Source organism: Aquabacterium sp. (assembly GCF_016234775.1).
Classification (GTDB): Bacteria; Pseudomonadota; Gammaproteobacteria; order Burkholderiales; family Burkholderiaceae_C; genus Aquabacterium.
This window is the reverse complement of sequence record NZ_JACRAH010000006.1, coordinates 1-26632: the sequence shown is the minus strand read 5'-3', so window position 1 is coordinate 26632 and position 26632 is coordinate 1. Positions and strand designations below refer to the sequence as shown.

Annotated in this window: 26 protein-coding genes and 1 pseudogene; 17 read left to right on the top strand and 10 right to left on the bottom strand. The window is 62.2% G+C overall.

The features are described from left to right. Positions 1 to 14: 14 nt before the first annotated feature. Positions 15 to 2306, top strand: a complete 2292-nt coding sequence (locus HY836_RS02865; RefSeq protein ID WP_290673383.1) for a lytic transglycosylase domain-containing protein — start codon at positions 15 to 17, stop codon at positions 2304 to 2306. Positions 2307 to 2366: 60 nt separating this feature from the next. Here the strand turns inward: HY836_RS02865 and HY836_RS02860 are convergent, their stop codons facing one another. The 4 genes and pseudogenes from HY836_RS02860 to HY836_RS02845 all read right to left on the bottom strand — a co-directional run bounded on the left by HY836_RS02860 (position 2367) and on the right by HY836_RS02845 (position 4303). Beyond that, positions 2367 to 2879 carry a GNAT family N-acetyltransferase gene (locus tag HY836_RS02860; RefSeq protein ID WP_290673381.1) on the bottom strand — a complete coding sequence of 171 codons (513 nt, stop codon included), beginning with the start codon at positions 2877 to 2879 and terminating at the stop codon, positions 2367 to 2369. Further along, positions 2876 to 3163 carry a DUF1778 domain-containing protein gene (locus HY836_RS02855; protein WP_290673380.1) on the bottom strand — a complete coding sequence of 96 codons (288 nt, stop codon included), beginning with the start codon at positions 3161 to 3163 and terminating at the stop codon, positions 2876 to 2878. Before HY836_RS02855 ends, HY836_RS02860 begins: the two co-directional genes overlap by 4 nt. 336 nt (positions 3164 to 3499) lie before the next feature. Next, a pseudogene (locus tag HY836_RS02850) lies at positions 3500 to 3886 on the bottom strand (barstar family protein); the annotation flags it as partial. Positions 3887 to 3967: 81 nt separating this feature from the next. Further along, positions 3968 to 4303: a ribonuclease domain-containing protein gene (locus HY836_RS02845; protein WP_290673461.1), complete on the bottom strand. Its 336-nt coding sequence runs from the start codon at positions 4301 to 4303 to the stop codon at positions 3968 to 3970. A gap of 395 nt (positions 4304 to 4698) precedes the next feature. Between HY836_RS02845 and HY836_RS02840 the strand changes: the two genes are divergently transcribed. Next, positions 4699 to 5274, top strand: a complete 576-nt coding sequence (locus tag HY836_RS02840) for a glutaredoxin family protein (protein WP_290673378.1) — start codon at positions 4699 to 4701, stop codon at positions 5272 to 5274. 29 nt (positions 5275 to 5303) lie between these two features. Here the strand turns inward: HY836_RS02840 and HY836_RS02835 are convergent, their stop codons facing one another. Beyond that, complete coding sequence (locus HY836_RS02835) at positions 5304 to 7598, bottom strand: NADP-dependent malic enzyme (protein WP_290673376.1); 2295 nt, start codon at positions 7596 to 7598, stop codon at positions 5304 to 5306. Between the two features lie 218 nt (positions 7599 to 7816). On the opposite strand from HY836_RS02835, the gene thiL reads away from it, so the two are divergent. Genes thiL through HY836_RS02820 form a run of 3 tightly spaced genes read left to right on the top strand, consistent with a single transcriptional unit; the run spans position 7817 to position 9898 of the window. Continuing rightward, positions 7817 to 8821, top strand: a complete 1005-nt coding sequence (thiL, locus tag HY836_RS02830) for a thiamine-phosphate kinase (RefSeq protein WP_290673459.1) — start codon at positions 7817 to 7819, stop codon at positions 8819 to 8821. After that, positions 8818 to 9390, top strand: a complete 573-nt coding sequence (locus HY836_RS02825) for a phosphatidylglycerophosphatase A (protein WP_290673374.1) — start codon at positions 8818 to 8820, stop codon at positions 9388 to 9390. The genes thiL and HY836_RS02825 overlap by 4 nt, the downstream gene beginning before the upstream one ends. A gap of 7 nt (positions 9391 to 9397) precedes the next feature. Beyond that, positions 9398 to 9898, top strand: coding sequence for a CinA family protein (locus tag HY836_RS02820; protein ID WP_290673372.1), 501 nt, complete (start codon positions 9398 to 9400; stop codon positions 9896 to 9898). Here HY836_RS02820 and HY836_RS02815 read toward each other — a convergent pair. Continuing rightward, complete coding sequence (locus tag HY836_RS02815; protein ID WP_290673370.1) at positions 9879 to 10250, bottom strand: phage holin family protein; 372 nt, start codon at positions 10248 to 10250, stop codon at positions 9879 to 9881. The genes HY836_RS02820 and HY836_RS02815 overlap by 20 nt on opposite strands. A 249-nt stretch (positions 10251 to 10499) precedes the next feature. On the opposite strand from HY836_RS02815, the gene HY836_RS02810 reads away from it, so the two are divergent. Genes HY836_RS02810 through HY836_RS02785 form a run of 7 tightly spaced genes read left to right on the top strand, consistent with a single transcriptional unit; the run spans position 10500 to position 18847 of the window. After that, the gene (locus tag HY836_RS02810; RefSeq protein WP_290673368.1) at positions 10500 to 11645 is read left to right on the top strand and encodes a diguanylate cyclase; all 1146 of its coding nucleotides are present in this window, start codon (positions 10500 to 10502) and stop codon (positions 11643 to 11645) included. Continuing rightward, positions 11642 to 12817 (top strand): diguanylate cyclase, encoded by a 1176-nt coding sequence (locus HY836_RS02805; RefSeq protein WP_290673366.1) that lies wholly within the window; start codon positions 11642 to 11644, stop codon positions 12815 to 12817. Before HY836_RS02810 ends, HY836_RS02805 begins: the two co-directional genes overlap by 4 nt. Before the next feature lie 30 nt (positions 12818 to 12847). Then, positions 12848 to 16045, top strand: a complete 3198-nt coding sequence (locus HY836_RS02800) for a response regulator (protein WP_290673364.1) — start codon at positions 12848 to 12850, stop codon at positions 16043 to 16045. Further along, positions 16042 to 16191, top strand: a complete 150-nt coding sequence (locus tag HY836_RS18950; protein ID WP_367114606.1) for a hypothetical protein — start codon at positions 16042 to 16044, stop codon at positions 16189 to 16191. The genes HY836_RS02800 and HY836_RS18950 overlap by 4 nt, the downstream gene beginning before the upstream one ends. Beyond that, positions 16192 to 17136 carry an HD-GYP domain-containing protein gene (locus tag HY836_RS02795; RefSeq protein WP_367114607.1) on the top strand — a complete coding sequence of 315 codons (945 nt, stop codon included), beginning with the start codon at positions 16192 to 16194 and terminating at the stop codon, positions 17134 to 17136. It begins immediately after the preceding gene. A gap of 12 nt (positions 17137 to 17148) precedes the next feature. After that, positions 17149 to 18408 carry a hypothetical protein gene (locus HY836_RS02790; protein ID WP_290673362.1) on the top strand — a complete coding sequence of 420 codons (1260 nt, stop codon included), beginning with the start codon at positions 17149 to 17151 and terminating at the stop codon, positions 18406 to 18408. Between the two features lie 10 nt (positions 18409 to 18418). Beyond that, positions 18419 to 18847 carry a hypothetical protein gene (locus HY836_RS02785; protein WP_290673359.1) on the top strand — a complete coding sequence of 143 codons (429 nt, stop codon included), beginning with the start codon at positions 18419 to 18421 and terminating at the stop codon, positions 18845 to 18847. A 23-nt stretch (positions 18848 to 18870) separates the two neighbouring features. Here the strand turns inward: HY836_RS02785 and HY836_RS02780 are convergent, their stop codons facing one another. After that, complete coding sequence (locus HY836_RS02780; protein WP_290673357.1) at positions 18871 to 19296, bottom strand: MAPEG family protein; 426 nt, start codon at positions 19294 to 19296, stop codon at positions 18871 to 18873. 107 nt (positions 19297 to 19403) lie between these two features. Between HY836_RS02780 and HY836_RS02775 the strand changes: the two genes are divergently transcribed. Next, positions 19404 to 19697: a hypothetical protein gene (locus HY836_RS02775; RefSeq protein WP_290673355.1), complete on the top strand. Its 294-nt coding sequence runs from the start codon at positions 19404 to 19406 to the stop codon at positions 19695 to 19697. Positions 19698 to 19712: 15 nt separating this feature from the next. Here HY836_RS02775 and HY836_RS02770 read toward each other — a convergent pair whose 3' ends face one another. After that, the gene (locus HY836_RS02770; RefSeq protein ID WP_290673353.1) at positions 19713 to 20978 is read right to left on the bottom strand and encodes an MFS transporter; all 1266 of its coding nucleotides are present in this window, start codon (positions 20976 to 20978) and stop codon (positions 19713 to 19715) included. Positions 20979 to 21125: 147 nt separating this feature from the next. Between HY836_RS02770 and HY836_RS02765 the strand changes: the two genes are divergently transcribed. From HY836_RS02765 to HY836_RS02750, 4 genes are all read left to right on the top strand, one after another. Further along, positions 21126 to 21386 (top strand): hypothetical protein, encoded by a 261-nt coding sequence (locus HY836_RS02765; RefSeq protein WP_290673351.1) that lies wholly within the window; start codon positions 21126 to 21128, stop codon positions 21384 to 21386. Positions 21387 to 21577: 191 nt separating this feature from the next. Then, the gene (gene infA / locus HY836_RS02760; RefSeq protein WP_290673349.1) at positions 21578 to 21835 is read left to right on the top strand and encodes a translation initiation factor IF-1; all 258 of its coding nucleotides are present in this window, start codon (positions 21578 to 21580) and stop codon (positions 21833 to 21835) included. A gap of 141 nt (positions 21836 to 21976) precedes the next feature. Continuing rightward, a complete protein-coding gene (locus HY836_RS02755) occupies positions 21977 to 22600 on the top strand; it encodes a PEP-CTERM sorting domain-containing protein (RefSeq protein ID WP_290673347.1) in 624 nt (207 codons plus the stop codon). A 357-nt stretch (positions 22601 to 22957) separates the two neighbouring features. Further along, a complete protein-coding gene (locus HY836_RS02750) occupies positions 22958 to 23986 on the top strand; it encodes an SUMF1/EgtB/PvdO family nonheme iron enzyme (RefSeq protein ID WP_290673345.1) in 1029 nt (342 codons plus the stop codon). A gap of 2 nt (positions 23987 to 23988) precedes the next feature. On the opposite strand, the gene HY836_RS02745 is transcribed toward HY836_RS02750, so the two are convergent. Next, positions 23989 to 26082: a hypothetical protein gene (locus tag HY836_RS02745; protein WP_290673343.1), complete on the bottom strand. Its 2094-nt coding sequence runs from the start codon at positions 26080 to 26082 to the stop codon at positions 23989 to 23991. A gap of 30 nt (positions 26083 to 26112) precedes the next feature. Continuing rightward, the coding region (locus tag HY836_RS02740) for a DUF2345 domain-containing protein (RefSeq protein WP_290673341.1) at positions 26113 to 26632 on the bottom strand (520 nt) is incomplete at its 5' end.

Sequence of the window (26632 nt, the reverse complement as noted above, 5' to 3'; positions counted from 1 at the left end):
AAAAGGTTACTCAATTGCGGATCTCTTATCAGTATGCGTCTCCTGGCGCGCACGCTTTGTCGGCCCTGGCGCTGGTGGTGGGGCTTGCGGGGGGCGTGGCGACATCGCATGCGGCGGTGGACGACACCACGGTCCAGGAAGCGCGCGAAGCACTGCGCGTGCGAGACAAGGCACGCCTGCTGGCGGCGCGCGACGCTCTGATCGCGGCGCAGCACCCCCTGGCTCCCTGGGCAGACTATTGGTATTTTCAGGCGCGGCTGATTGATGCCAGCCCCAGCCTGGTGGATGAATTCCTGGCGCGCTGGCCTGACAGCTATGTGGCCGACCGGGCACGCAACGACTGGTTGCTGGAATTGGGGCGTCGTCGTGATTGGCGCACCTTCCTGCGCATCCAGCCGTCCTTCCGGATGAACGATGACCGTGAGGTCAGTTGCCTGGGCGTGCTGGCGCGTTTCCAGACCCAGGCGCCCATGGAGGGGCCGGGAGACTGGCGCGAGCAAGCCCGCCAGGCCTGGTGGGGCCAAAAGGATGCCGATTTCGGTTGTGACGCCATGGCGCAGGCCCTGTTGGCGGCCCGCGTGCTGGAGCCGGACGATGTGTGGCGCAAATTGCGTCTGGCCATCGAGGCCGACAAGCCCAGGGCGGTGCAGCAAAGTGCCAGGTTGCTGGGTGACACCATCAGCCAGGCCGTGAACCGGGTGATGATGCAGCCACAGGCCTTCCTGATGCCCAACGGCAAGGCGACGGCCTTGTCTGGCGCTTCGGCTGACGAGCGCAAACACACGCCAGGGGCCTCAATGAGTGCCACCCCCAAGGCAGGCAAGCACAAAGACAAGGACAAAGGCAAGGCGGCCAAGCGCAAGGGTAAGGCAGCCAAGCCGGATCCCACACCCGTGCCGCTGGCTGTCCCCACCGAGGCGCTCAGCCCCTTGAACCTGCTGGCTTTCATCCGCTGGACGGGGATGGACCCCCTGGCATCCGCCCAGGCAATGGGTGACAGCGCGCAGCGTGGCCGCTGGCACTGGAATGCCGAGGAGTCAGCCTGGGCCTGGTCCCAGTTGGGGCGCTCAAGTGCCTGGCGCCTGATGCCCGATGCTCCAGGGTATTTCGAGCGTGCCCTGGCAGACCGCGCCTTGGCTGCGGGAACCGGCGAGATGCGCCTGAGTGGTTCGCGCGTGGCCGCGTCCTGGTCGGTCGAAACCCTGGCCTGGATGGCGCGTTCGGGGCTGCGTGCTGCCTCAGCCGGGCAGACGGAACGTTGGCAACTGGTCGAGCAGGCGGTCGATGCCATGGCGCCGGATCAACAGCAGGACGCTACCTGGCTCTACTGGAAAGCCAAGGCCTTGCAGGGGCGTGCCAAGTCTGGTGCGTCGTTGCCTGTGGTGGTCGATGGCTTGCGCCAACAAGCGCGTGATCTGCTGGCCAGGGCGGCGCACCCGCTGACCTTCTATGGCCAGCTGGCTGCCGAAGAGCTGCATGGTGGCCCGGTGCGCGCGCCGGCCCGGCCCGCGCCCTTGACGGACAACGAATTGGCGGATGCCCGCGCCATCCCCGGCATCGACCGTGCGCTGCGCATGCTCGACCTGGGTTGGCGCACCGAGGCCCTGAAAGAGTGGAACTTCACCCTGGCCTACGCCAAGGCTGGCGGGTTGAGCGACCGCGAACTGATGGCCGTGGCCGAAGAGGCCTGCCACCGTGAACTCTGGGATCGCTGCATCAACTCCAGCGATCGTACCCGCCATGAGTTCAATCTGGCGCAACGCTATCCCATGCCCTTCAAGCAGGACGTGCTCAAAGCCGCCAGCGAGGTCGGTCTGGACCCTGCTTATATGTATGGCCTGATCCGCCAGGAGTCGCGCTTCATCACCGTGGCCAAATCGGTCGTGGGCGCATCGGGCCTGATGCAGGTGATGCCGGGTACGGCCGCCTGGACGGCGCGCAAGCTCTCGATCGAGTACCACCCAGGCTTGTTGATGGACCGCGTGACCAATCTGCGCCTGGGCGCGGGTTACCTCAAGCTGGTGCTGGACGACTTCCAGGGCGCCCAGGCCCTGGCCGCTGCTGCCTACAACGCCGGGCCATCACGGCCACGGCGCTGGCGTGAGGGCCCCCGCATCGATGCCGCTGCCTGGGCAGAGAACATCCCCTTCAACGAAACGCGGGACTACGTCAAGAAGGTGCTGGCCAATGCCACGGTGTATGGGCACCTGATCAACGGCAAGTCCCTGTCGGTGCGCAATCGCCTGGGCGCGACCGTGGGGCCGCGTGCGCCGAATGCGCCGCCTTCGGAAGATGATTTGCCGTGATGGGGGCAAGCTCAGTGGTGACGGATTGTCTTCAAGCTATGTCTTGTCCACGCGGGGGCTTTATGGCTTGGTGGGCACCGTGGCCAGCGGCAGAAACAGCGTCGATGGTGTCTCTGGCAGCGCGATGAAGCCATGATGGCGGTAGAACGCGGCGGCTGTATCGTCCTTGGCATCGACCACCAGGGCGTACGCCGCGATTTCCGAGCGTGCGGCCCGTGTGAGGGCATCGCCCAGCAGCGCGCCGCCCAAGCCTTGTCCCTTGAATGCCTGATCGACAGCCAGCCGGCCCATGCGCACTGTTGGCACGGCGCGATAACGAGGCAGCTTCTTGATGGACTCGGATGGCAACGCTGTCAGAGGCACGCTGGCAGACGCCAGCGTGTAGTACCCGGCAATGCGTTGATCGTCGCTCAAGGCCACGAAGCAGGTGGCCACACGGCGGCGCATGTCCTGGGTGACTTGCTCGTGCAAGTAGCGATCCAGTGCAAGCGTGCCGCTGTTGAAGGTTGAGCGATCATGCGTGGCGTCAAGCAGCGCTAGCCTGAATGGCGCACGGCTGGAGGCGGCGCTCATTCTTCGTCAGTGCGCAGGAGCTTTTGCCGGCGGGCCATGGCCCGTTTCAAGGCTGGTTGCGGCTTCGGGGGAGAAAGCAGCGCGTCGGCAAAGCACTGTTGATCGGCCATCGACAGGCGGATGACCTCAGCTTGTTCAACAGCCCGCAGCGCGGCGTCTTGAACGGCGGCCACGACGAAATCCGTCATGGTGCGTCCTTGTAGTTCAGCCGCACGCTTGAGCAGGCCGTGCAGGTCGGTGCTGATGCGGGCTTCGAGTCGGGCTGTCAGGGCGCTGGATTTCATGGCGAATCTCCTTGATTGAAGTGTACGGCAATTTGCCGTATTCGTGCAAATTCGCAGAGACATGAAAAAACCGGGCCTGATCGTGTGACCAGCCCGGCTTTATTTTGGCCCAGCGCTTCGTGAAAAGCGCGCGCCTGGGTGCTTAAGCGCGATCTATCAACATCAAGCCGCAGCCAGCAGCGCCGAGGTATCGAACACGCTGCTCATCGGCGGCAGGTTCATGATCATCGGTTGGGGTGCGTTCTTGGAAACCTTGACAGGCTTGACGTTCGGGTCGTTCTGGGCGACTTCGGCCTTGTCCCAGTTGCCGGCGGACTCTTTGCCCGACACGGCGATCGAGTAGAACACGCGGAAGGCGACCTTGCGCTCGGACCAGAAGTCGGCCGCGTCACGGAAGGCGTCCAGCAGCTGCTCGCGGGTTTCGCGGTCGCACTTGTTGCCGTCAGGGATGAGTTCCAGCACCACGACGAAGCCTGGCTGCGGGCCGGACTTGTGCACCAGGTCGGTCATGCAGTCGTACAGGGCGTCGAGGTTCTTGCCGAAGTGATCCGGGAAGAGGAAGTCGCGGGCGATGATGTCCAGCACGGCCTGCTTGTCCTGAGCGGCGCTCAGGTTGGTGTACAGGAAATGTTGGCCTACGGCATTGGCGGCCAGTTGCAAGTCTTCCGGGCGGAAGGCGCGGATGGATTGAACGATGTTGGGTCGAACGGATTGCAACAACATGATCGCTTGTGCCCCGGGATTCATGGAGGTGGTCATGGCCAGACGAGCAAAGTTAAAGGTCTAAGAAAAAAGAACGGCGCTTCAACGCTGTGGATCAATTTGCTGGAAACTCTGATAGTGATCCGCAGTGTAGAAACAAGTTTCCGGCTGTCTAGTGTCTTTACCTCCGCAAACAATTCGTCGCGCGCCGCGATCGCGTTCGCCAGGGGTAGGGACGGTGTACTCGTGATAGAAACCGCGCGGCCGACGGGGCAACAGGCGCTCGCGATTGCCAAACACCACACCATCCTTGGCATACCGAAAGGGGCCACCCGCAGCAATGCGGCGGTGGACGTCTTGGGCTTGCTCGGGAAGGGCAGACAAGGCCACCGACGACGAGGCGGTAGTTGTCTCTTGTGGTGCATGGCGACGGGCCAGGGCTTCGGAAGGAAGCCAGGCGGCCGCACAAATCAGGGCCACACCAGTCAGGAACGCGGCAGACCACGCGCGGGAGGTTCTGGCGACTGCGGCGGGTGCCGCAGATGTCAAGCCACAACCGCCTGACGAGGATTCCCTGTTGACTGTGCGGGGCACCATGATGCTGTGTTTCCAGCCTTGATCTGTCAGCAATGCAGCTCTTCGTTAAAGCCGTGACTGTATAGAAAAGAGCCGAAAAGCTCAAGGCCCAGGGGGGGCTAAAGCGGGCTCCCAGGGCCTTTGCGTGGGGGGTTGACAGATTGTGATATAAGCCCAAGGCCTTGCTGTGCGGGGCTTACAAGGGCTTTTTCGGCATCAGCCATTCCTTTTTGATGTCTGGATAAATCGAGGCCTGCATGACGACGAGTTGCCCCAAATGCCACCACATTCGGCACCCCAGTGAATCCGCCGTGCCGGATTGGCAGTGCCCCGCATGTGGTGTGGCTTATGTCAAGGCAGCCGAGGCCGCACAGGGCAGGGCGCCTCAGGTCATTCAGCAGCGCATGCCGCCAGCAGCCAAACCCGCCTCACGCGGCGTGCCCTGGACGGCCTTGACGGTTGTCCTGGCGGTGGTGGTGGGGGCGTGGTGGGGCCAGCAGGCGCTGCAGAGCAAGGCTTTGCCTGGTGGCGGGCGTGCAGTGGCAAGTGCTGGCGCCGATTTGACCGATGCCCAAATCCGAGCCCTGGCCGCGACCGTGCAGGCGGAGGATGTGGTGATGTACAGCACCACGGATTGCACCTACTGCGCGCAAGCCAAGGGTTGGCTCAGCCAGTATGGTTTCCCTCTGAGCGAATGCAATATGACAACGACGCCGCATTGCGAGCAGGCGTTCAGGGCCCTGGGGGCCGATGGCACGCCCTACCTCATCGTGCGGGGCCATCACATGAAGAATGGCTTCGATTCGGATGAGTTTTTGGCCGCGCTGCGTTAGGCACGCAGCGGCGGCAAGGGTGCTGGCAATCAGCGAACCGCGTTGGCGTCGGCCACGGTCATGGCCGTCATGTTCACAATGCGGCGAACCGTGGCGGAAGGCGTCAAGATCGTCACCGGCTTGGCGGCGCCCAGCAGCACGGGGCCCAGTGCGATGTTGTTGCCTGCCGCAACCTTGAGCAGGTTGTAGGCGATGTTGGCCGCGTCGATGTTCGGGCAGACCAGCAGATTGGCTTCGCCGGTGAGGGTGCTGCGCGGCATCAGTTGCTGGCGATAGGGCTCGTCGAGCGCCGTGTCGCCGTGCATTTCGCCGTCGATTTCCAGCCATGGGGCACGTTCCTGGATCAGGGCCAGGGCTTCGCGCATCTTCACGGCCGAAGGCTGATTGCTCGATCCGAAATTCGAGTGCGACAGCAGCGCGGCCTTGGGGCGCTGGCCGAATCGCATCATTTCCTCGGCGGCCATGATGGTGATCTCGGCGAGCTGTTCGGCCGTCGGGTCGTAGTTGATGTGCGTGTCGAGCAGGTTGACCGTGCGGCCCGGCAGGATCAGGCCGGTCATGGCCGCATAGGTCTTGACGCCGGCGCGCTTGCCGATCACCTGGTCGATGTAGTGCAGGTGCAGGGCCGTCGAGCCCCAGGTGCCGCAGATCAGGCCGTCCACCTCGCCCTTGTGCAGCAGCATGGCCCCGATCAGGGTCAGGCGGCGGCGCATTTCGATCTTGGCCATCTGCTCGGTGACGCCCTTGCGCTCGCCCAGGCGGTGGTAGGTCTGCCAGTAATCGCGGTAGCGCGGGTCGCTCTCGACGCTGACGACCTCGACGTCGCGGCCCGGCAGGATGCGCAGACCGAAGCGCTCGATGCGCTGGGCGATCACTTCCGGGCGGCCGATCAGGATCGGGCGGGCGATGCCTTCGTCCACCACGATCTGGGCGGCACGCAGCACGCCTTCGTTTTCACCTTCGGCGTAGGCAATGCGCTTGTTCTTGGCGCGCTTGGCCACACTGAAGATTGGCTTCATGGTGTGACCGGAGGCGTAAACAAAGCTTTGCAGCTTTTCGCCATACGCAACGAAGTCCTTCACGGGCCGGGAGGCCACGCCGGAGTCCGCCGCTGCCTTGGCCACGGCCGGCGCGATCTTGATCATCAGGCGCGGGTCGAAAGGCTTGGGGATCAGGTATTCGGGGCCGAAGCTCAGTGATTCGCCGGAGTAGGCGGCTGCCACCACTTCGTTCTGCTCGGCCTGGGCCAGCTCGGCAATGGCGTGCACCGCCGCGATTTCCATCTCATCGGTGATGGTGGTCGCGCCGGAATCCAGGGCGCCCCGGAAGATGTAGGGGAAGCACAGGACGTTGTTGACCTGGTTGGGGAAGTCCGAGCGGCCGGTGGCCATGATGGCGTCGTCGCGCACGGCCTTGACCTCGTCGGGCAGGATCTCGGGCGTGGGGTTGGCCAGGGCAAAGATGATGGGCTTGGCCGCCATCTTGGCGACCATGTCGGCTTTCAGCACGCCACCGGCGCTCAGGCCCAGGAAGATGTCGGCGCCTTCGATGACCTCGCTGAGTTTGCGCTGATCGGTCTTTTGCGCGAAAAAGGCCTTGTCGGGGTCCATCAGTTCGACGCGGCCTTCGTAGACCACGCCGGCCAGGTCGGTCACCCAGATGTTTTCGCGGGGCACGCCCAACTTGACCAGCAGGCCCAGGCAGGCCAGGGCGGCCGCGCCGGCGCCGGATGTCACCAGCTTGGCGGTCTTGATGTCCTTGCCGACCACCTTGAGCGCGTTCATGAGAGCGGCGCCCACCACGATGGCGGTGCCGTGCTGGTCATCGTGGAAGACGGGGATCTTCATGCGCTCGCGCAGCTTGCGCTCGACGTAGAAGCAGTCGGGGGCCTTGATGTCTTCGAGGTTGATGCCGCCGAAGGTGGGTTCCAGCGAGGCGATGATCTCGACCAGCTTTTCGGGGTCCTTCTCGTTGATTTCGATGTCGAACACATCGATGTCGGAGAACTTCTTGAACAAAACGGCCTTGCCCTCCATCACCGGCTTGGCGGCCAGCGGGCCGATGTCGCCCAGGCCCAGCACGGCGGTGCCGTTGGTGATCACGGCCACCAGGTTGCCTCGGCTGGTGTACTTGAAGGCCGCAGCGGGGTTCTCGACGATCTCTTCGCAAGGGGCGGCGACGCCGGGGGAGTAGGCCAGGGCCAGGTCGCGCTGGTTGGTGAGCTGTTTGGTGGCCGAGATGGCCACTTTGCCGGGGGTCGGGTGCTCGTGGTACTCAAGCGCGGCTTTTTTCAGCTCGGCGCGTTTTTCTTCTGGGGTGGTCATGCGATGTGGCCCTTTGTTGGCTGTATTCAGCCGAGGAGCAGGGGCCGGACAATCGGCTCCCGTCCAGGGATTTTACGGACTTCGCATGAGGGGTGTGTGCGGTCATCCACATGCAAGCGCTGGTCAAGAGGTAGAAGTGCCTGCATCGCACGCCGTTTCTGGCCGGTGTCAGCTGGCCCAGGTTCGCGCCAAACATGGTCGACAATCACCGCATGAGCATGGGTGAATTTGATCTGATCGAACACTTCTTCTGGCGCCAGGCCGGGCAGGGGCCGCGTCGTGCCGTGGTGGGCAATGGCGATGATTGCGCGTTGATTGCGCCTGCGCCGGGCATGCAACTGGCGGTGTCCACCGACACCATGGTGGAGGGGCGGCATTTCCTGTCCACGGTAAGCCCGGCGAGGCTGGGGCACAAGGCCTTGGCCGTGAACCTGTCGGATCTGGCCGCGTGCGGCGCATCACCCATGGCGTTCACGCTGGCGCTGACGCTGCCCCGTGTGGACGAGGCCTGGTTGTGCGGCTTTGCCAAGGGCTTGCTGGATCTGGCCGACGAACACAACTGCGAGCTGATCGGTGGGGACACCACCGCCGGCCCCTTGAGCATCGGCATCACGGTGATGGGCGAGGTGCCGGCCAGGCAGGCCTTGTTGCGCAGTGGTGCCAGGCCTGGCGACGACATCTGGGTGAGCGGCTTCCCGGGCCTGGCGCGTCTGGCGCTGGAGGCGTTTCGCGGCAGCCTGCATCCGGCCTTGAGTGGTGAGGCTTTCGAGGCTACGCGCCTGGCCATGGAGCGGCCCGATCCACGCGTGGCGCTGGGCGTGGGCTTGCGTGGGCTGGCCAGCGCGGCCATCGATGTCTCTGATGGCCTGTTGGGCGATCTGGCGCACATCCTCAAACGCAGCCAGGTGGGTGCATCCCTTTGTCTGGATGCTTTGCCGGTTGGTAGTTGGCTGGCCGAGCGCTCGGCCGACGAGCAACTCGATTGCATCCTGGCCGGTGGCGATGATTACGAACTGGTGTTCACCGCCCGGCCCGAGCAGCGCGCCCGCATCATCGAACTGAGCGCCAGCCTGGGCCTGGTGCTCAGCCGCATCGGCCACATCGAGGCGGAGCCGGGCTTGCGCCTGTGGCGTGGTGAGCTGGACGTCTGGCCTGATGACCCTGAACGAAGTGCTGTGCCCAATCGCTGGACCTCGTTCGATCACTTCAAGGGGGCCGCATGAGCGACGAAGCGCCGCGTCGTGCCACGGTGGGCTTGCTCTTGAGCCACCCGGCGCACTTCATCGCCTTTGGTGCGGGCAGCGGGCTCAGCCCCAAGGCGCCGGGCACCGTGGGCACGCTGTGGGGCTGGCTGAGCTTTGTGGCCATCCAGGCCGCTTTGGGAACGGGTGCGCACGCCGATCTGATCTGGGCGGGCATCCTGGTCATCGGCTGGTTTGTGGGCTGTTGGGCCTGTACGCACACCGCGCGCAGCCTGCGTGTGGCCGACCCCGGCTCGGTCGTGTGGGATGAGATCTGGGCCTTCTGGTTGATGCTGTGGATCATCGATCCGGTGGACTGGCGCGGGCAACTCGTGGCCTTTGCCGTGTTCCGCTTTTTTGATGCGGCCAAACCGGGCCCGGTGGGATGGGCCGATCAGTTGTTCAAGCTCAAGCCAGGTCAATCCATCGGGTGGGCGCAGGGCCTGGGCATCATGTTCGATGACCTGATCGCGGCGCTGTGCTCGATGGTGGTCCTGGCGATCGCCGTGGCCGTGCGACAAGGTGGCGTCAGCGCGGCCTTGATGGGGTGAGCGGCACATGGACACGCAGCAAACCCTGAACCTGGTGCAGACCTTGGCCGAGCGCCTGCTGGCCAGAGGCTGGCTGATGGCCGCGGCCGAATCCTGCACCGGTGGCTTGATCGCCGCAGCCTGCACGGAACTAGCGGGCTCCAGCGCATGGTTCGATCGGGGCTTCGTGACCTACAGCAACCAGGCGAAAACCGAACTGCTGGGCGTGGACGCGGCCTTGATCGCGACGCATGGTGCGGTCAGCGAAGCCGTTGCCAAGGCCATGGCCGAAGGCGCTGTGCAGCGCGCCGGCGTGCAGGTGGCCGTGGCCGTGACGGGTATTGCCGGGCCCACAGGTGGTTCACCCGACAAGCCGGTGGGCACGGTGTGGCTGGCTTGGGCATGCAAGGATCAGCCCACGCGCTCGCAATGTTGTTTGTTTGAAGGCGATCGCGCCCAGATCCGTCAACAGACATGTGAGGTCGCCCTGGCGGAACTTGTGCAATTCGTCACTGCGGCGGCGGCATGAAGCGCGGCCCCATCAGCCGCTCCAGCGCCACATCGATCACCAGGCTGCACACGCTGTAGAGCACCGAGCCCAGCAGGGCATGCCAGAAGCCCTGAACCTGAAACCCGTCCAGCATGTGCGAGGCCATCTGGAAGGTGAGGGCGTTGATGACGAACAAAAACAGCCCCATGGTCAGCACCGTGACCGGCAGGGTGAACAAGATGAGCAGGGGGCGCACGAAGGCGTTGAGCAGGCCGATGACGAAGGCCGCCCACATGGCTGAGCCAAAGCTGCGGATCTGGATGCCGGGATCCAGCTGCGTGAGCAGCACCAGTGCACAGGCCAGCAAGAGCCAGCGGATGATCAGTTTCATGGGGTCCAGCTTACCGCCGTTGCATGATGAATACAGTGTGGAATCTCGGGCATTTTGCCTTCAGATGCGCGCGGATATGGACGATATTCCCGGGACGTTGCCCCTGGTCAAGCGAGGCTGTCATGGCTGATCGAGCTAGGGTTACACCGATATGGAGATGCTGAACACCGGCACCAGATGGGTTTCATGACCTGGTCTGTCGTGTGTCGTGACGGAATTCATGGTCCTGGCCCGAAAGTTGTACTGCCCATGCGCGTGTTGATCGAGCGTTTCATCATCAGTTCCACCCCCGCATGGCGGGTGTTGCTGGCGGTGTTCGCGTCGGTACCGTTTTTCATGATTGAGTTCATGGTGCATGGATGGGGGCTTGCCATGCCGGAGATCCGGGCTGGGCTCAACCCGGGTGTGATGTGGTTCCTGCAAGGCGTGTTTGTGCTGGCCACGGTCATCGAGGTGAGTGTGGCGCTCTGGCTGTGGCCGCGGCGGCATCAACATGATGCGGTTCCTCGGGCCACCTTGCTGGTGTGTTTGTCCATCGGTCTGGGTTACACCACGGTCACCATCTTGGCGGGCATGTTCACCGCAGCGCCCAATCTGATCTTGCTGGGGGTGCTCGCTATCGGCCTGCTGCTGTTTGAGCGGCGGCCGATGTTGATCTCCTATGTGGTGTGCGTGAGCATGATGGCGATCTACGACGCGGGTTCTGTGGCGCAGTGGTGGCCTTATGCGCCGGCGCTCACGCCTCAGGTCATGCAAGGGCGTGAGCCCGTCTGGTGGTTTGCCTTCTGGCGACAGCTCGTGTTTGTATTGGGCTATGCCGTGCTTTTGAGCCTGCTGTTGTTGTTGTTCGATCGCCTGGATCTGTTGCACGCCAAGTTGCGCCGACTGTCCTATACGGACGGATTGACCGGGCTGGCCAACCGGCGTCGTGCCATGGAAGTGCTGAACAACGAAGTCGCGCGGCAGGCGCGCACGGGCCAGACGCTGGCCCTGGTGCTCATTGATGCCGACCACTTCAAGCAAGTCAATGACCAGTACGGCCATGACATGGGCGACAAGGTGTTGCGTGCCTTGGGCAAATTGCTGATGGCCTGCGTGCGCAGCCCGACCGATGTCGCCTGCCGCCTTGGCGGGGAGGAGTTCGCGCTCATCTTGCCCGATACACGCCATGAGCAGGTCGAGGCCGTGTGCGCCAGATTGCGGCAACAACTCGCCTTGCAGACCTTCGGTGAAGGCGACGCGACATTCAAGGTCACGCTCAGCATGGGCGTGGTGGAAGGCTCAAGGCAGGGAGCCGAGCAGTTGCTGCAGTTGGCTGACCATGCCCTGTACCGAGCCAAGTCGACCGGACGAGACCGCGTCTGCATGGCCGATTCGGCGATGGGGGTGGCATGAAGCAGTCCCTGGATCGCTGGTTGCGTCAACTGGAGAGCCGCATCGTGGACCGGCAGGACAGCACCAGTGCTTTGGTGCTTGTTGAGGCCACCTTGCCCATCTTGCTGCTGATGTTCGCGCTGCAGTTGGTGGGGATACGCGATGACAGCGTGCGTGCCTTGTATCGCCCCTCCTTGTTGAACCTGTCGCTGTGGGCGCAGGGTGCGTTCATCGTCTGGTTGATGGGCATGGGCGTGCTGGCCTGGCGCCACCGGCGAGAGGACGAGGCCATGCCCCTGCTCGTGCAACTGACCGCCGTGCCGGCCATGCTGGGCGTGGTGCTGCTGTCGCTGGCCTATGGGCTCAAGGACACCCCCATGTCCATGGTCTTGCTGGCCCAGTTCGTGTTTGCGCGGGCCTTGTTTTCCTTGTACCAGTTGCGGTGGGCCTTTTCCTTGAGTCTGCTGGCAGTGCTGATCGTCGAGGTGTGCATGGCACAGGGGGGGCTGCCTTACGCTCCTCTGCTGTCGACCCCTGTTTACATGGGCGGTGATCTGCATCCCTGGTGGGCCTTGTGGGTGCGGGTGGTGTTCTCGGCCGCTACCTTGCCGCTGTCGGGCATCCTGTTCTTTCTGGCCGCTACGTTGGTCCGGCATCGTCACGCACTCGAAACACTGGTGCGCACCGATATGCTCACCGGCCTGGCCAACCGTCGTGAATTCATGACCCGGCTGGAGCGCGAGTCTCATCGGCAAGCGCGCAGCAGCCGTCCCTTGTCGGTCGTGCTGTTCGATGTGGACCACTTCAAGCGCGTCAACGACACCTGGGGGCACCCCGTGGGCGACGAAGTTCTCACCAAGGTGGGGGAGATACTGCTCTCCCACACCCGTGAGCAGGTGGATACTGCTGCACGTTATGGCGGGGAAGAATTCGTCCTGCTGTTGCCAGAAACAGATTTATCGGGGGCCCAGCACGTGGCGGAGAAAATTTCGGCCCGTTTGCGCGAGCATGCGTTTGTTGTCAACGGTCAGACCTTCACGGTCACGCAGAGCGTCGGTATCGCCCAGGTTGTCGAGGGTGACACGGGGTGGGCGCTCAAGGTCGCGGATCGCAATCTTTATCAGGCCAAGCGAGAGGGCCGCGATCGCATTGTGGCGTCGGTTGCTTTTGCCGAAGGGTTCGCGCATGCCTGATGTGCATCGTCATCAGGGTGGAACCCCGGCATGAAGCTCAAGACCGTCTCCCGCGGCGCCTTCCTGATGGTGCAGGCCGCCCTGCTGGCCAACTTCGTCTTTCTGATGCTGATCCGGCAGTCCTACCTGTCGTCAGAGCAGGCGGTGCAGCGCCGTACCGACACCATGAAGCTGGTTTCGGGCCTGCAGCACGAAACCGCCTTGCTGCGGCGCCTGGTCAGTGCCTATACGGCCACGGCGGATCCACGCTACCTGCTGTATTACTACGATGTGCTGGCCATCCGCGAGGGCAGCAAGGCGCCGCCAGCCGTGGACGACCGCAGCCTGTATTGGGAGGATGTGATTGCCGGGCGCCGGCCGCACAAGCTGCCAACGCAACAAAAGGGCGTGGCTCTGATGGACCGCTTGCAGGCGCTGGATGTCAGCGGCGAGGAAGTGGCCGCGCTCAAACGGGTGCTGGCCGCCAGCGAGCGCCTGAAGAAGACCGAGCAGATCGCTTTTGCGGCGACGCAAGGCTTGTACGACCGTGTGCACCAGACCTATGTGTCTGATGGCGAGCCTGATCTGAAGTTTGCCAGCGAGTTGGTGCATTCGTCCACCTATGAGGCCCAATCGGCTGACCTGGCCGGCGCGGTGGCCAACCTCAGCCTGGCCACCGATGCCCGCACGGCCGCTGCGCGGGTGCAGGCCGCCAGCCAGCTGGAGCACTACATCCTCATGACCCTGGGCGTGGACCTGGCTTTGCTGCCCGCCATGCTGCTGGTGCTCTATGGCTTGCAAAGCCGCTTGTTTCAGCCCATCCAGCGCCTAGATCAAGTGGCGCAACAACTGGCGCGCGGCAATTACGATGCCCGCGCCGGTGGGCGCCAGCGTTGGGCGGAGGAGCTCGACACCCTGGCCATCACGCTCAACACCATGGCGCATGCCGTGCAAGATGACATCAACCAGCGCGCCCGCGTGCAGCTTGAATTGCGTGAAGCCCGCGATCAGGCCGAGGCGGCCACGCGGGCCAAGTCCATGTTCCTGGCCAATATGAGCCATGAAATCCGCACGCCCATGAACGCCATCCTGGGCATGAGCCACCTGGCTTTGCAGACGGATCTGGATGAGCAGCAACGCGACTACCTCAACAAGGTGCAGTCAGCCTCCACCATGTTGCTGGGCGTGATCAACGACATTCTGGACTTCTCCAAGATCGAGGCAGGCAAGCTGGAGCTGGAGTCCGCGCCGTTCAGCGTCGAGGATGTGGTGGGCAATGCCCTGACGATGTTGCGTCAACGCGCGCAGGAAAAAGACATCGAACTGCTGTGCGCCTTTGATGACCCCAGTTTGTTGTCTGACGCCGGCACGGTCTATGGCGATGCCTTGCGCGTGGGGCAGGTGTTGACCAACCTCATCTCCAATGCGGTCAAGTTCACCCACTTCGGGCACGTCAAGGTCACGGTGGGTTTGATCAGCCGCGTGGGCGAGCGCTTGATGCTGCGCTTTGAGGTGCGTGATACAGGCATTGGCATGAGTGAAGCTCAGGTTGACCGGCTCTTCCAGGAGTTCACGCAGGCCGATGGCTCCACCACTCGCAAGTACGGTGGAACGGGCCTGGGCCTGAGCATCAGCAAGCGCCTGGCCAGGTTGATGGGCGGCGACATCGTGGTGGCCAGCAAGATGGGTGCGGGGTCCTGCTTCACCTTCACGGTGCCGTTGAAGCTGGCCGAGTCGTCGACCCGGAACGTGTTGCCCAAGACGGTGGACCGCATGCGCGTTCTCGTCATCGATGACCAGACGGAGACCTGCCAGACCTTGTCCGGTCTGTTGGGTGCGCTGGGTGTAGGACAGGCGGATGGTGGGCTGGTGCGTGTGGTGCCCCGTGGCGAAGAAGGCATTCGTGAAGTTCAACAGGCCATTGATGTCGGGCAGGCCTATGACCTCGTCTTGCTGGACTGGGTGATGCCGGGCATGGGCGGCGCGCAAACCTTGGCGACCCTGCGCGACATCCAGCCAGACCTGATGGTGGTGGTGATGTCGGCCTACGGTTCCGACAACTTGCGTGCCGAGGCCATCCATGGCGGTGCTCACACCTTCCTGGCCAAGCCTATCCTGCCCGAGGGTCTGCGTACCTTGTTGCACCGCCTCAAAGGAGGTGGTGCATCGCAGACGCCGCAAGTTGCGCCGGCTGACGACGTGATCCGGCTGGATGGTTTGCGCGTGCTCGTGGTGGAAGACAACGCGCTCAATCAGCAACTGGCCATCGAGCTGCTGACGCGACGCGGTGCCCGTGTGGAGGTGGCTGTCAACGGCGTCGAAGCCCTGGAGCGCCTGCGGCAAGGCAGCGGCAGGGCCTATGACGTGGTCCTGATGGATTTGCAGATGCCGGTGATGGATGGCTATGAAACCACGCGTGAAATACGTAACGATACGTCTTTAAGCCAATTGCCGGTCATTGCCATGACAGCACATGCCATGGCCGAGGAGCGGGAGCGGTGCCTGGCCCTGGGCATGGTCAACCACATCTCCAAGCCGCTGGACCCTCGTGCCTTGTATGCCGCCCTGGCTCCCTTCTGCAGCCTGGCCAACAAGGTGATGGCCCAGCCCCACCCGACCAGAATGCGCAGGACGCCCGATTTCCCCCGTATTGAAGGGCTGGACGTCGACACGGCCCTCAGCCGCTTTGAAGGCGACGTGCCGCTCTATCGCATCACCCTGAATGCTTTCGTGGCCCATGCCGAGCATGTCCTGCAATGGCTGCCGGGGGCGATGCAGCAGTCGGACTGGCTCGCCATTGCACGCGAAGCGCATACGCTCAAGGGCCTGGGCGGCACGATTGGGTCGGACCCTTTGCAGGGCGTAGCCCGTGAATTGGAGGTTCAAGCCAAAGCCGAGGATGCGGCCGCTGTGCAACAAGCCGTTGCACAGCTGGTCAAGGTCATGTCGCCCTTGGTCAAAACTCTGCAAAACTACTTGACCGAGATTGAAGTTACGTCAGCTGAACCGGCGCCGATGCAGGCGCATGAAGCCAGCGCGCACGATATCGACCTGGCGCAGCGGCTCAAACAGTTGACTGGCGAGTGCGACAGCGAGGCGCTGGCCCTCTGGCAGCAACACCGCAACGAGTTTGCCGCGTGGTTGCCGGCGGTGGTCACGGCCCGCTTGAATGCGGCATTGGCGCGATGTGATTTCGACTCTGCTTTCGGGCTGCTGGATGAATTGGACCTGGAGGCCAAACCACAATGAGCGCTGACAAGGAGCCGTTGCCTACCGTGCTGGTGGTGGACGACGCGCCCGCGAACCTGAGCCTGCTGGCCGGGTTGCTCAACAAGTCGTACCGCGTCAAGCTGGCGCCTTCGGGTGCCAAGGCGCTGGAGCTGGCCCGTCGTTGACTGCCGGATCTGATCCTGCTGGACGTGATGATGCCGGAGATGGATGGCTACGAAGTGTGCCGTCGGCTCAAGGCCGACCCGGTCACGCACCGCATCCCGGTGCTGTTTCTCACGGCGATGAGCCAGCCTGAAGACGAGGCCCGTGGTTTCGAGGTGGGCGCCGCCGACTTCATCCAAAAGCCCATCAGCCCGGCCATCGTGCAGGCTCGCGTGCGCACCCACTTGCAGATCAAGGCTTACCAGGATCAACTGGCGCGCCAGAACGTGTGGCTGCAATCCGAACTGGAAAAACGCCTGGCCCAGGTTGACCAGCTGCGCGAGGCCACCTTGCACGTGATGGTGTCGTTTGCCGAATTTCGCGATGAGGAAACGGGCAACCACGTCAAGCGCACGCAGGAATATGTCCGCACGCTGGCCACGCATTTGCACGAGCAGGGCGCGCATCTCGATGTGCTCAACCCTGAGAGCATCGACCACATCGCCAAGTCCGCACCGCTGCACGATATCGGCAAAGTGGCGATTCCTGATCACATTCTCCTCAAGCCCGGGCGCTTGAATGACGAAGAGTTGGTGATCATGCGAGAACATGCCATGCACGGATGGGAAATGCTCAAACGTGCGGCCGGTCGCATGGGGGATGACGACGGCTTCCTGCACCATGCCATGGACATTTCCCGCTATCACCATGAGAAGTGGAACGGCAGCGGCTACCCCGACAAGCTGGCAGGCGATCAGATCCCCCTGTCGGCGCGTCTGATGGCTGTGGCCGACGTGTATGACGCCCTGATCAGCCGGCGCCCTTACAAGGAGCCCATGAGCCATGAGCGTGCGGTCGCCTTCATCCATGAAGGTTGCGGCACGCATTTTGATCCCGAGATCGTGCAAGCCTTTGATGACACGCTGGACCAGTTCGTGCGCATTGCCGCCACTTGGTCAGACGAATAGGAAGACCCCGCGATGAAGCCTGCTCCCTCCGTTCGTACCCTTGCCTGGTTGTCATGTGGCCTGAGCCTTGCGGCCTTGCAGACGGCAGCGCATGGGGTGGAATTCAGCACCTCGGGCTTCGGCACCGTGGGTTATGCCGTCTCCGATCAGCCCTACCACTATCAGCGTTTCATCGACGACAAGGGCACGTTCAAACGCGACACCGTGCTGGGTGCGCAGGTGGATGCCAAGCTCAGTTCGGAGTGGTCAGCCACTGTGCAGGCCAAGGTGGCACCCTCTTTGCACAACGACGAAGACTGGTCCTTGACGGCGTCCTGGGCCTTCGTGTCCTGGCGGCCCGACAACGACTGGCTCGTGCGAATGGGCAAGCAACGCGTGCCCATGTACCTCAACTCCGAGAACATGGACGTGGGCCAGACCTACGACTTCGCGCGCCTGCCGTTCGAGATGTACGGCCTGTCGCCATCCAATGACTTCAAGGGGCTCTCGGTTTCACGCAGCTGGTTGCCTGATGTGGGTGATGTCACCCTGGATGTGTTCCACGGGGAGGCCGACATCTCTGCGCGCGCCCATACCCGTGACCTGGGTCCTGTCTTCATGCCGGTGAGCACCACGATCACGGGCAGTGTGCTGACCTTGAGGAAGGACGCCTCCACCTGGCGGCTGGGCTTGCATCACACGGTGACCCGGCGACGGGATGGGCAGGACTTCCCCAGTCACTACAACTACGGTGATCTGGGTGGTGGTCTTTATGCCTACAACATCCTGGGGGCGAGCAAGACAAGCAGCATCGTCAACGATGTCGTGACCCTGGGTGCCGACATGGAGCTGGCGCCGGATTGGCGACTCGTCAGCGAGTTTGCCCGCAACATCCAGAAGCGCACGGAGAACGGCGCCAACACGGCGGGCGGTTACGTAGCCGTGTTGCACAAGGTCGGTGCCTTCACACCCTATGTGAGCTACGCGAAGTTGCGGTCGATGGGCGTGTCGGTGCGTGTTGCCGAGGCGCTCAATGGGGCGCAGTCCCCGTTTTATCCGGACGTGGTGAACATGTCTCAGCGCGCCGCCTCCGACGCCATCATGGTCTATGACCAGGACACCGTGGCGGTGGGTACGTCCTACGCACTGACGTCGCAAAGCAAGATCAAGGCAGAGTGGGCGCGAACCCGCATCGGCAACCGATCCGCCACCGTGGACTCACCTGCTGGTGAGGACGTGGTCCGACGTCAGCGCATCAATGTGCTGTCTCTCAATTACAGCTTTGTATTCTGAGGGGCCCGCCATGTTGAACAACTACCTCTCTGGTCTGCTGCGATGGCTGTGTCTGTCGAGCCTGGTGCTGGCCCTGTCGCCCGCCTTGGCCGGCGTCGTGATCGTGGCGCATCCCAATGTTCACAAGCTGGATCAACCCACCGTGCAGCGCGTCTTCACCGGCAAGGTGATCGAAGTGGGTGGCGTGACCATCACGCCCGTGAACCTGCGAGTGGGGCAGCCTTTGCGACTGCGCTTCCTGACGGACTACCTGCAGCAGACGGATGATGCCTATGTGGCCTACTGGACGGTGCGCCGCTACGTTGGCAAAGGCGTGCCGCCGCGTGAGTTCACCACCGTGGCCGAGGTGATCAGCTATGTGCAGAGCACACCGGGCGCCGTGGCCTACCTGGACGAAGCCGATGTGCCGCCATCCATGAATGTGGTGCTGCGCAAGTAGTGTTGCTGGATGCCTTGGCGTGTTTACGCGGTCAGCATCCGATAGAGCAGCACCCACCAGATCGCCGAGATCACCACATTGCTGAGGGCAAACAGGGCGAGGCGGTGCATCACGTTGTTGTAGCTCAGGTGCACGATGGAGTGCCCGATCCGCAGGGCCAGAAACGCCCAGGCCAGCCCCATGATCAGGCTGTCGACGTTGTTGGACAGGAAAGCGGTGAACCCGGCCACGTAAAACAGCACGGGCACTTCCAGCAGGTTCATGAAGTTCCGGTTGGGCAGGCGAACCGCATCAGGCACCCGATCTGATTCACCATAACGAAAATCCTCTGCCGTGATCTGCCCTTGTCGACCAGCCTTGAAGCGGGCAAAGGGCACCAGCAGCAGGACACTCATGGTCCACAAGGCCAGGATGGCCATGGGCAGGAAAATTGGCGAATACGTGTGCATTGGCGTGTGCCTCCTCTGAATAGGGGTCCATTTTGACGAGACAAGCGGGGGCCCCGAGGCTACCATCGTAGCCAGTTCACTCACCTGCGTTTGCCGGACACTTCGCCATGGGCGTAGACAAGCTGATTTCCATTTTCGTGGCCGCCATCTGTGTGGTCATGCTGGTGCGCCTGGCCCTGGGCGATGCCCGCCGGGCACGGCTGGACCGCGCTTTTCTGCAGATCTGGGCTCGCGTGCGTCGGCATGGTCTGCTCGTCTGGCACTGGCGCAGCAGGCGGCGCTCTGCCGCCGAGGCGAAACAGGCGGCGCAGGATGTGATCAACCGCGTGCGTCACCGCGTTGAAAAAGAAGGCAATGTGATCACCCCCGAGGCGTTCAAGGAGCCTCGCAAGCCCCACTGACCTGGGTGATACGGCTCAGGTCGTAGCTTGGGTCTTCTGTCGGGCGGCCTTGCTGATGCCCTGGCCGACCATGCTAGCCGATACCACGCCCATCACCAGCGTCAGCGCGGCGCCGTAGAACACCGCCTCGGGTGAGCCCTTGTCCATGAGGGCGCCGAAGATGGGCGCTGCCAGTGCAAAGCCCAGATCCAGCCCGGAGTAGACCGTGCCGTAAACGCGGCCTGTCGCGCCGGGTGGCGCGGCGCGCTTGATCAGCATGTCGCGCGAGGGGCCAGCCAAGCCCGTGCCGAAGCCTGCCAGGGCCACCACGGCTGCTGCCATCGTGCCAGGCAACATCCCCATGCCACCAAGCACCAGCAAAGCTGCGGCCAACATCATGGCCAGGGCAATCGTGCGTTCCAGCCGCACCACGCGTGCCACCAGGAAGCCGCCCAGCACCATGCCCACGGCGCCGCAGATCATGTAGCCCGTCACCACAAAGGCCGTGGCAGAAATCGGCAGGTCATACAGCTTGCTCAGGGCAGGGCTGGCAAAGCCCTGAATGGCGCTCAGTGCCGCCGTGCTGAAAAAGAAGAAGGAGAAACACAACCACACCGAAGGCAGCTTCAGGAAGGCCATAGGGTGCTCCTGCCTGGCATGTGCCGTCTGAGCGTTTGGTGCGTGTGCCTGGTGGTGGTCATCGATGGCCTGGCGATTGACAGCCAGCAGCGTGATCACACCCAGGCCCAGCAGCGCCGCACACAGATAGGCGATGCGCCAGCTGCCACTGGCGTGGTGGATGCCGATCAGGAACACCGGCGCGGCGGCCCAGCCCAGGTTGCCGCTGATGCCATGAATGGAAAACGCATGGCCGAGTCGAGCCATCGACACGCGCTTGTTCAGGATGGTGAAATCTGCCGGATGGAAGGGCGCGTTGCCCAGGCCCGCCAAGGCGGATGCCAGCATCAGACCGCCATAACCTTGCGCCGAAGCAGCGGCCAACGCCGAGGCCACGAAGCAGCCCAAGGCCGCAAACAGCACGGGCCGGGCACCGATGCGGTCCACCACGAACCCGGCCAGGGCCTGGCCCACGCCCGAAATCACGAAAAACAGGCTGACCAGCAAACCCATCTCGGCGTAACTCAGCCCGAAATCCCGCATGAAAACGGGAAACAGCGGCGGCAGCAGCATGTGATGGAAGTGCGAGGTGCCATGAGCCAGCCCGATCAGGCCGATGGTGGCCGCGTCCTGGCTGGCGCCGGGGGCATCGGGCGCGGGATGTGTTGTCGTCAAAAACGTCATTGGTGTGACTGTGCCACACCCCCTGTTTCCGCGTCAGAAACGGCCCCGAGGAATCGCTGGTGGTGGTAGGCTGGAGTGCCGCACCCGAACAGTTGTCCAGCGTGGGCCACTGCACCGGTGAGGCATGACGCCAAGGAGCGATTGATCATGCCCAGCCCTCTTTCCCCCTCGGACGAGTACGCGGTTTCTCGACCAGGCCACGCTCTTCCGGCCTCCAGAGCCGATCTGCTGCGCACCATGTTGCCGCACACGATCGAATGCCTCAAATCGCGCCAGGCCAATCTGATCGGCGACGATCTGATCGAAGATTACGTGGCGCTGGACTGGCTGGAGTGGGCTGGTGGCGGCTTGCGCCTGACCGAGGTGGGGCGCAACCTGTTCAGCGCCATGAACAGACGTTCTGGTTGACCCTGCTGATTCATTGGGGGGAGGGCGTCCCTCGCTGGGGCTGGCGGCATGGCGCGCAGCGTGGTAAAATCGTGCGTTTAAGTGCACAACCGTGCTTGCCTCTCGGAATCGTCCCAGATTGATGGAGTGAGGAAGGACGGCATCGTCTCTGTCTGTCTTCAAGCAAGCTTAGCAATCTGTTGGAGTTGGCCATGGCCAAGGAAGAACTCATCGAAATGAATGGCGTGGTGGACGAAGTTCTGCCTGATTCCCGTTTCCGCGTCACGCTGGAGAACGGCCACCAACTTGTGGCCTACTCGTCGGGCAAGATGAAGAAGAACCACATCCGCATCCTGGCGGGTGACAAGGTTTCTCTCGAACTCTCCCCGTACGATCTGACCAAGGGTCGCATCACCTTCCGTCACATCGAACGCACCGGTTACCAGCCACCTGCTCGTAGCTCGCACTGAGTTGCCATTTGTGCAAAATCAAAAAGGCCGCAGCTAGCGGCCTTTTTGTCGTCTGCGCCCCTTATTCGGGGCATGGCGCAGATTCACCCTGCTGCGTCAAACTGATCGTGTTGATGTTGTTCAGTCAACGAGGAGTAAGCAATGAGCAGTATGACGAAGAAGACCTTGGCCAAAGCTGTACTGGCCTCCATCGCCGCCTTGACGAGCTTGACGGCGCATGCCTTTGGATTTGAGTGTGTGACGGGCTCGGTGGCACCTGGCAGCACTGCTGCAGGTTGCACCGCAGAAGGCGCGTCCCTGGCCAGTTGGGACCTGACGGGCAATGTGCTGACCATCCGCAATGCGGCAGGAGCGGCCAATGGTTCGGTGATCACGGGCATCAGCTTTGATTCGATCGTGGGCCAGACCGTGTCACTCTCTGCACTACAGGGGCCGGGCGTTCTCTACACAACTGGTGGTGGCGCCAATCTGCCAGCCAGCATGGGTTGGAGCGTGGATTTCGAGTTTTCGCCTGACAAGCGCCCCGTGACCAACGGCATCAATGCCGGTGAAGCGCTGGCTTTTGACTTGAGCGGTGTTTCCCTGGCTGATGTGCACAGTGGTGCGTTCAAGTTTGGCGTGCACATCCAGGCCCTGACGGGTGACCGCAGTGAAAAGCTGATCAACCTGACGCCGGCGGTGCCTGAGCCTGAGAGCTACGCGATGGTGCTGGCAGGCGTGGTGGTCGTGGGTGGCGTGTTGAGGCGCAGGCAGCTTCAGCGCTGAGTAGCTGCGGTTACGTTTGTGCTTCGAGGTTTTGGAGAGCGACGGGTGTAGGCCTGTCGCTCTCTTTGTTTGTGAGGTCGCCCCTGAATTTCGGAGTGCTTGGACCGGGTTGTCATGCGGCGTTCTTGCGCAGAGCCGCCGGCCAGCATTGTTCGTCCTGCATGGGGTTGAGGTAGCCCAACACCGAATGCAGGCGAGCGTGATTGTTGAAGGCCATCTAGTCCAGCATGGCTGCTGCGTATGTGGTCGTACATCGCTGCGTGTGAGCGCCACATTTGCTTTCAGGCGCTAGCTCGCAGGAACATACAATTTCCGCTGGTATATCAAGAACTCAACGGGGAATGTATGCAGACGAGTGTGTCTTCGGTCGTGCGGGCGCGAGATGTCACGCTTTTCGGATTGATGCCGATATTGCTCGTGACGATGTCCCTGTCGGGTTGCGAATGGTGGGTACAAAAGCAGGCGCAAAAACTGGCACAGGCACCGGAGACTCAAGCCAAAGTTGAAGCCCTTAAGACGAAGACGCTGAAGCAGTTGAGCCACGTTCCCGGGGGGGGCTTTTGGATGGGGGATTTTGGTGTGTTGATGAATCAACAAGCCAAGGACACGGATGTGCGCCCAGGCCCCGATGCCAAGCCAGGAGAGGGCCTGCAGTTCACCATCGACACGGACAACAAGCCGCCGAAGTGGGTGGACTTGGACGCGTTCTTGATACAGCAGTACAAAGTCACCTATGGGGACTTCGATGTGTTTTTGCAGGCCAATGCCCTGCCTGCGCACCCGCCCAAGGGCGATGACGATTTCCATCGTATTTGGCAGCAGGCGAGAACCGGAGACGATGTACCTGCAGGAGTGGCCTGGCAGCAGGCCAAGAATTACTGCCTGTGGCTGGGCAAGCTGACGGGTTTGCCGTTTGATCTGCCTACCGAGGCGCAGTGGGAGTTTGCAGCCAGCAATCGCATCAATAGCTATCGGCAGCCGTTTCCGACAACAACGGGGCAGATCGTGGAGGGGAAGACTCATCCCACGTTCCAGCAGCAGAAGAAGCTACTTGGGCGCCGTGGTGCCCTGTATCCAGTTGGCCGCTATGCCCCCTCACCGTTGGGTCTTTACGACTTGGTTGGGAACGGGCTTGAATGGATGAATGACTGGTACGCGCCCGATGCTTACCAGCACGGCACCAGCAAGAACCCCACGGGGCCGGCAACGGGGTCTGAGAAAGTGCTGCGTGGCAAGAGTGCGCATGAAGACTTCTCGCCGTTTCCGCATGTGATGCGGTATCACAAGGATCCTGGACTTTACATATCGCCTGTTGGCGACGAACCATTCCCTTTCACCAGAGAAAGCTTCCGTTGCGTAGTTAACCGCCTCGATCCGATCCGCTGAAATCAGGCTAGCGAAGCTCCCAACGGGGAGGCTTTGGTCTTCAGTAAGGCCAGATAGGGCAAAGAGTCGCCCATGCGGGCGTAGGTCTTGAACGCCGCTGAGTCGTTAAGTGCCAGCGGGTGGCCGCGTGGAGGTTCGTAAGGCAGGCTCAAATACAGTGCTTGCAACTCTTCGTCAAATGCGCTGTTGAAGGGGCCGATTTCCATGAAGCGGAGCAAGCCCTTGAAGTTGCCTTTGAACCCGCCCTTCTCGCCGTTGGGCCCCATGTGCTGCACCATGTTCTCGAACTGGCGCTTGCATTGCGCCCAGCGGCAAATGCGCATCACGGCCTTCTTGCGCTCGGCCATCACCTCCAGACTCCAGCCGGTGTTTTGAGGCAGCAGCTTGGTCATGGTGCCGTGTCGGGTCAACTGGTAGAGCATGATGCCGTGTGCTTCGGGCACGCAGACGCGCAGCTCTGGTTGGTTGTTCAGCACGCGATGCATCAAGGCGATACGTTGGTCTTCCAACTCCAGCTTTTGGCCGAATTTATCCCAAGCATCTGTGATGTCGTCATAAGCATCCGTTATCCCATTCAGCAACATCGCTTGAAACTGCATGGCTGACGTATAGCCCTTGGCTGTCACGATTTCCAACATCTCGAAGTTCGCGTTGAGCAGGGCGCGGAACAGCCACTCCATGAAGGTGTAAACCCGCTTGGCATCCACTTCCATGCCAATCTCGCCCTTGGCCCCAGGCCCCAGGCAAACGCCGGCCTTGGCTTTGAGGCGGAACTTGCCCTTGTCGTAGTGCACCATCAAGGCAGCAGCCGCACCCGCGCCAAACTGCACCTCCACCTTTGGCCCAACTTGCGCCATCGAGGCAAACTCATCGGCTTTGCCATTGGTCACTTCGGGGCTTTTGTATTGCAGCGCGCCGGTCAGTTCGCCGCTTAGCTTGGCGCCTGCAAACAGATCACCTCCTGCGCCTGCTTCCGCTCCGAGTTGATCCAGCTTACCGACCTTGTTGCCGGCGCCTGAGGCTATTGCTGGTTTGCGTTTGGCGCCTTTGAGCCCCGACTTGCCCGTTAATTGGCTGTAGTTCACTTCCAGCCCCAGTTCGGCGGATGCGCTGGCGCCACAAGCCCCCTCCAGTTTGGCTTCCCCAAAGAAGCGCATCGCCCCAATGTGGAACTCCTTGCCTGACTTGGGCCCGGTCAAGGTCCACACCCATCCGTCTTTGGTCGGCAGGTAGCCTTCGCATCTGGCCTTGCCGCTGGCGAGCATCAACTCGGCCTTGCCGTTGAGCTTCGCAGCGATCTTGCCGCCTCTGGGGTTCCACTCCGTGCTCGCTGCGCAGCCCGCAAAGTAGCGAAACAACTGCACGCCGTACTCGAAGCTGACATGCTCGCCTTCTGACTTTTGATTGACCTGCGCGGCCCATGCCTGCAGTTCAGGAAACCAGAATCCGGCTTCGTGCCCCAATGTCCATTCAGCTTTCAACTTTGGCTCAAGCTTGCTGAGCTGTTTCTTCAATTCCTTGCCGTCAATCTTGCCGTTCTTCACAAAGCTCGCAGGTTGCCCACTCTCGTGCTTGCTGAATCGGTAGCTGCGCCAGTGGTTACGGACTTTGTCTGAGCGGACATACGTCCACTTTCGTGCCCAGGGCTGCGGCTGCCCGCCTTGTTTGCGTTGAGCCAGCGGGATCAGCTCCAGCATTTCCTTACCATTGCCCGCTGTGGCCAGATAGCCCTTGTCCCCCAGCTCCTTTTTGACGGCTGCATAAGCCTCGTCATAAGCTTTTTGTGCCTGTTTGACCTGCGTTTGCAGCGTTTGGATGTCGCCGATGGGCGGGAATGGCTGGGCAAGTGCGGTTGCCAACTTTTCTTCAAGGTTCAACAGCTTCTCACGTGACTGAGACAAGGCATGGCACATGGCAGCCATCTGGTTGGCCTCCTGAACGAATGCCTTGGCGTGCTCCTTGGGGATCACAACGACGGATCCATTCTTGGGATCAAGCAGAAGCAGGTCTGCATCCAGTGACGCTTTTGCTGGCGCTACAGTTCCCTTTGTGGTGTTGGTTGTGCCTGTACCCAGCACGGCGCTATCTGTTGTCATGGTTCCCTGCTTGTTCTCGGTGGCTCGTTATCAGTTGTTCTCCGCCACGACGCGGAGCTTGATGCCGCTTGCGGTGTGGACGCGAGATGTGTTGCCCGCTTGATCGGTGTAGCCACGCGCCAGTACTTTGCCCCCTTCGGTCTCGATGCGGTACTTGTAGAAAGGAAGGGGCTCGCCCGTCAGCTCGTCCTTGATGACAAACTGCTCATCAAACAGGTCTTTGGCCTTGTTCATCGTTGGCCCACCGCCTGAAGCCGAACTCCCAGAAGTCAACTCCTTCATCGAAGCCAGGAACGACGCATTCCCGCTCGTCCCCACCTCGATGTTGCCGCCCTCGATCTTGATATAGCCCCCACCCCCATTGAGCAGGATCTTCTCGGGCGCACTGATGGTGATGCTGGCCGCCGTGGATTGAATGTCCACTGCCTGCGATGCCGTCAAGGTAAAGGCATCGCTTTGCGCCTGCACGTTCACATTGCCGCTGGCGGCATGCAGCTTCATGCCCACGTCCTGCACGGCGCGTTGGCCGTCTTTGGCTTCGCCGCGTGTG

What these genes read in the sequence shown, in the direction of transcription:
- HY836_RS02860 (WP_290673381.1), bottom strand. Translation starts at nt 2,879, where the DNA reads ATGAGCGCCGCCTCCAGCCGTGCGCCATTCAGGCTAGCGCTGCTTGAC.
- HY836_RS02855 (WP_290673380.1), bottom strand. Translation starts at nt 3,163, where the DNA reads ATGAAATCCAGCGCCCTGACAGCCCGACTCGAAGCCCGCATCAGCACC.
- HY836_RS02840 (WP_290673378.1), top strand. Translation starts at nt 4,699, where the DNA reads ATGACGACGAGTTGCCCCAAATGCCACCACATTCGGCACCCCAGTGAA.
- HY836_RS02835 (WP_290673376.1), bottom strand. Translation starts at nt 7,598, where the DNA reads ATGACCACCCCAGAAGAAAAACGCGCCGAGCTGAAAAAAGCCGCGCTT.
- thiL (WP_290673459.1), top strand. Translation starts at nt 7,817, where the DNA reads ATGGGTGAATTTGATCTGATCGAACACTTCTTCTGGCGCCAGGCCGGG.
- HY836_RS02825 (WP_290673374.1), top strand. Translation starts at nt 8,818, where the DNA reads ATGAGCGACGAAGCGCCGCGTCGTGCCACGGTGGGCTTGCTCTTGAGC.
- HY836_RS02820 (WP_290673372.1), top strand. Translation starts at nt 9,398, where the DNA reads ATGGACACGCAGCAAACCCTGAACCTGGTGCAGACCTTGGCCGAGCGC.
- HY836_RS02815 (WP_290673370.1), bottom strand. Translation starts at nt 10,250, where the DNA reads ATGAAACTGATCATCCGCTGGCTCTTGCTGGCCTGTGCACTGGTGCTG.
- HY836_RS02810 (WP_290673368.1), top strand. Translation starts at nt 10,500, where the DNA reads ATGCGCGTGTTGATCGAGCGTTTCATCATCAGTTCCACCCCCGCATGG.
- HY836_RS02805 (WP_290673366.1), top strand. Translation starts at nt 11,642, where the DNA reads ATGAAGCAGTCCCTGGATCGCTGGTTGCGTCAACTGGAGAGCCGCATC.
- HY836_RS02800 (WP_290673364.1), top strand. Translation starts at nt 12,848, where the DNA reads ATGAAGCTCAAGACCGTCTCCCGCGGCGCCTTCCTGATGGTGCAGGCC.
- HY836_RS18950 (WP_367114606.1), top strand. Translation starts at nt 16,042, where the DNA reads ATGAGCGCTGACAAGGAGCCGTTGCCTACCGTGCTGGTGGTGGACGAC.
- HY836_RS02790 (WP_290673362.1), top strand. Translation starts at nt 17,149, where the DNA reads ATGAAGCCTGCTCCCTCCGTTCGTACCCTTGCCTGGTTGTCATGTGGC.
- HY836_RS02785 (WP_290673359.1), top strand. Translation starts at nt 18,419, where the DNA reads ATGTTGAACAACTACCTCTCTGGTCTGCTGCGATGGCTGTGTCTGTCG.
- HY836_RS02780 (WP_290673357.1), bottom strand. Translation starts at nt 19,296, where the DNA reads ATGCACACGTATTCGCCAATTTTCCTGCCCATGGCCATCCTGGCCTTG.
- HY836_RS02775 (WP_290673355.1), top strand. Translation starts at nt 19,404, where the DNA reads ATGGGCGTAGACAAGCTGATTTCCATTTTCGTGGCCGCCATCTGTGTG.
- HY836_RS02770 (WP_290673353.1), bottom strand. Translation starts at nt 20,978, where the DNA reads ATGACGTTTTTGACGACAACACATCCCGCGCCCGATGCCCCCGGCGCC.
- HY836_RS02765 (WP_290673351.1), top strand. Translation starts at nt 21,126, where the DNA reads ATGCCCAGCCCTCTTTCCCCCTCGGACGAGTACGCGGTTTCTCGACCA.
- infA (WP_290673349.1), top strand. Translation starts at nt 21,578, where the DNA reads ATGGCCAAGGAAGAACTCATCGAAATGAATGGCGTGGTGGACGAAGTT.
- HY836_RS02755 (WP_290673347.1), top strand. Translation starts at nt 21,977, where the DNA reads ATGAGCAGTATGACGAAGAAGACCTTGGCCAAAGCTGTACTGGCCTCC.
- HY836_RS02745 (WP_290673343.1), bottom strand. Translation starts at nt 26,082, where the DNA reads ATGACAACAGATAGCGCCGTGCTGGGTACAGGCACAACCAACACCACA.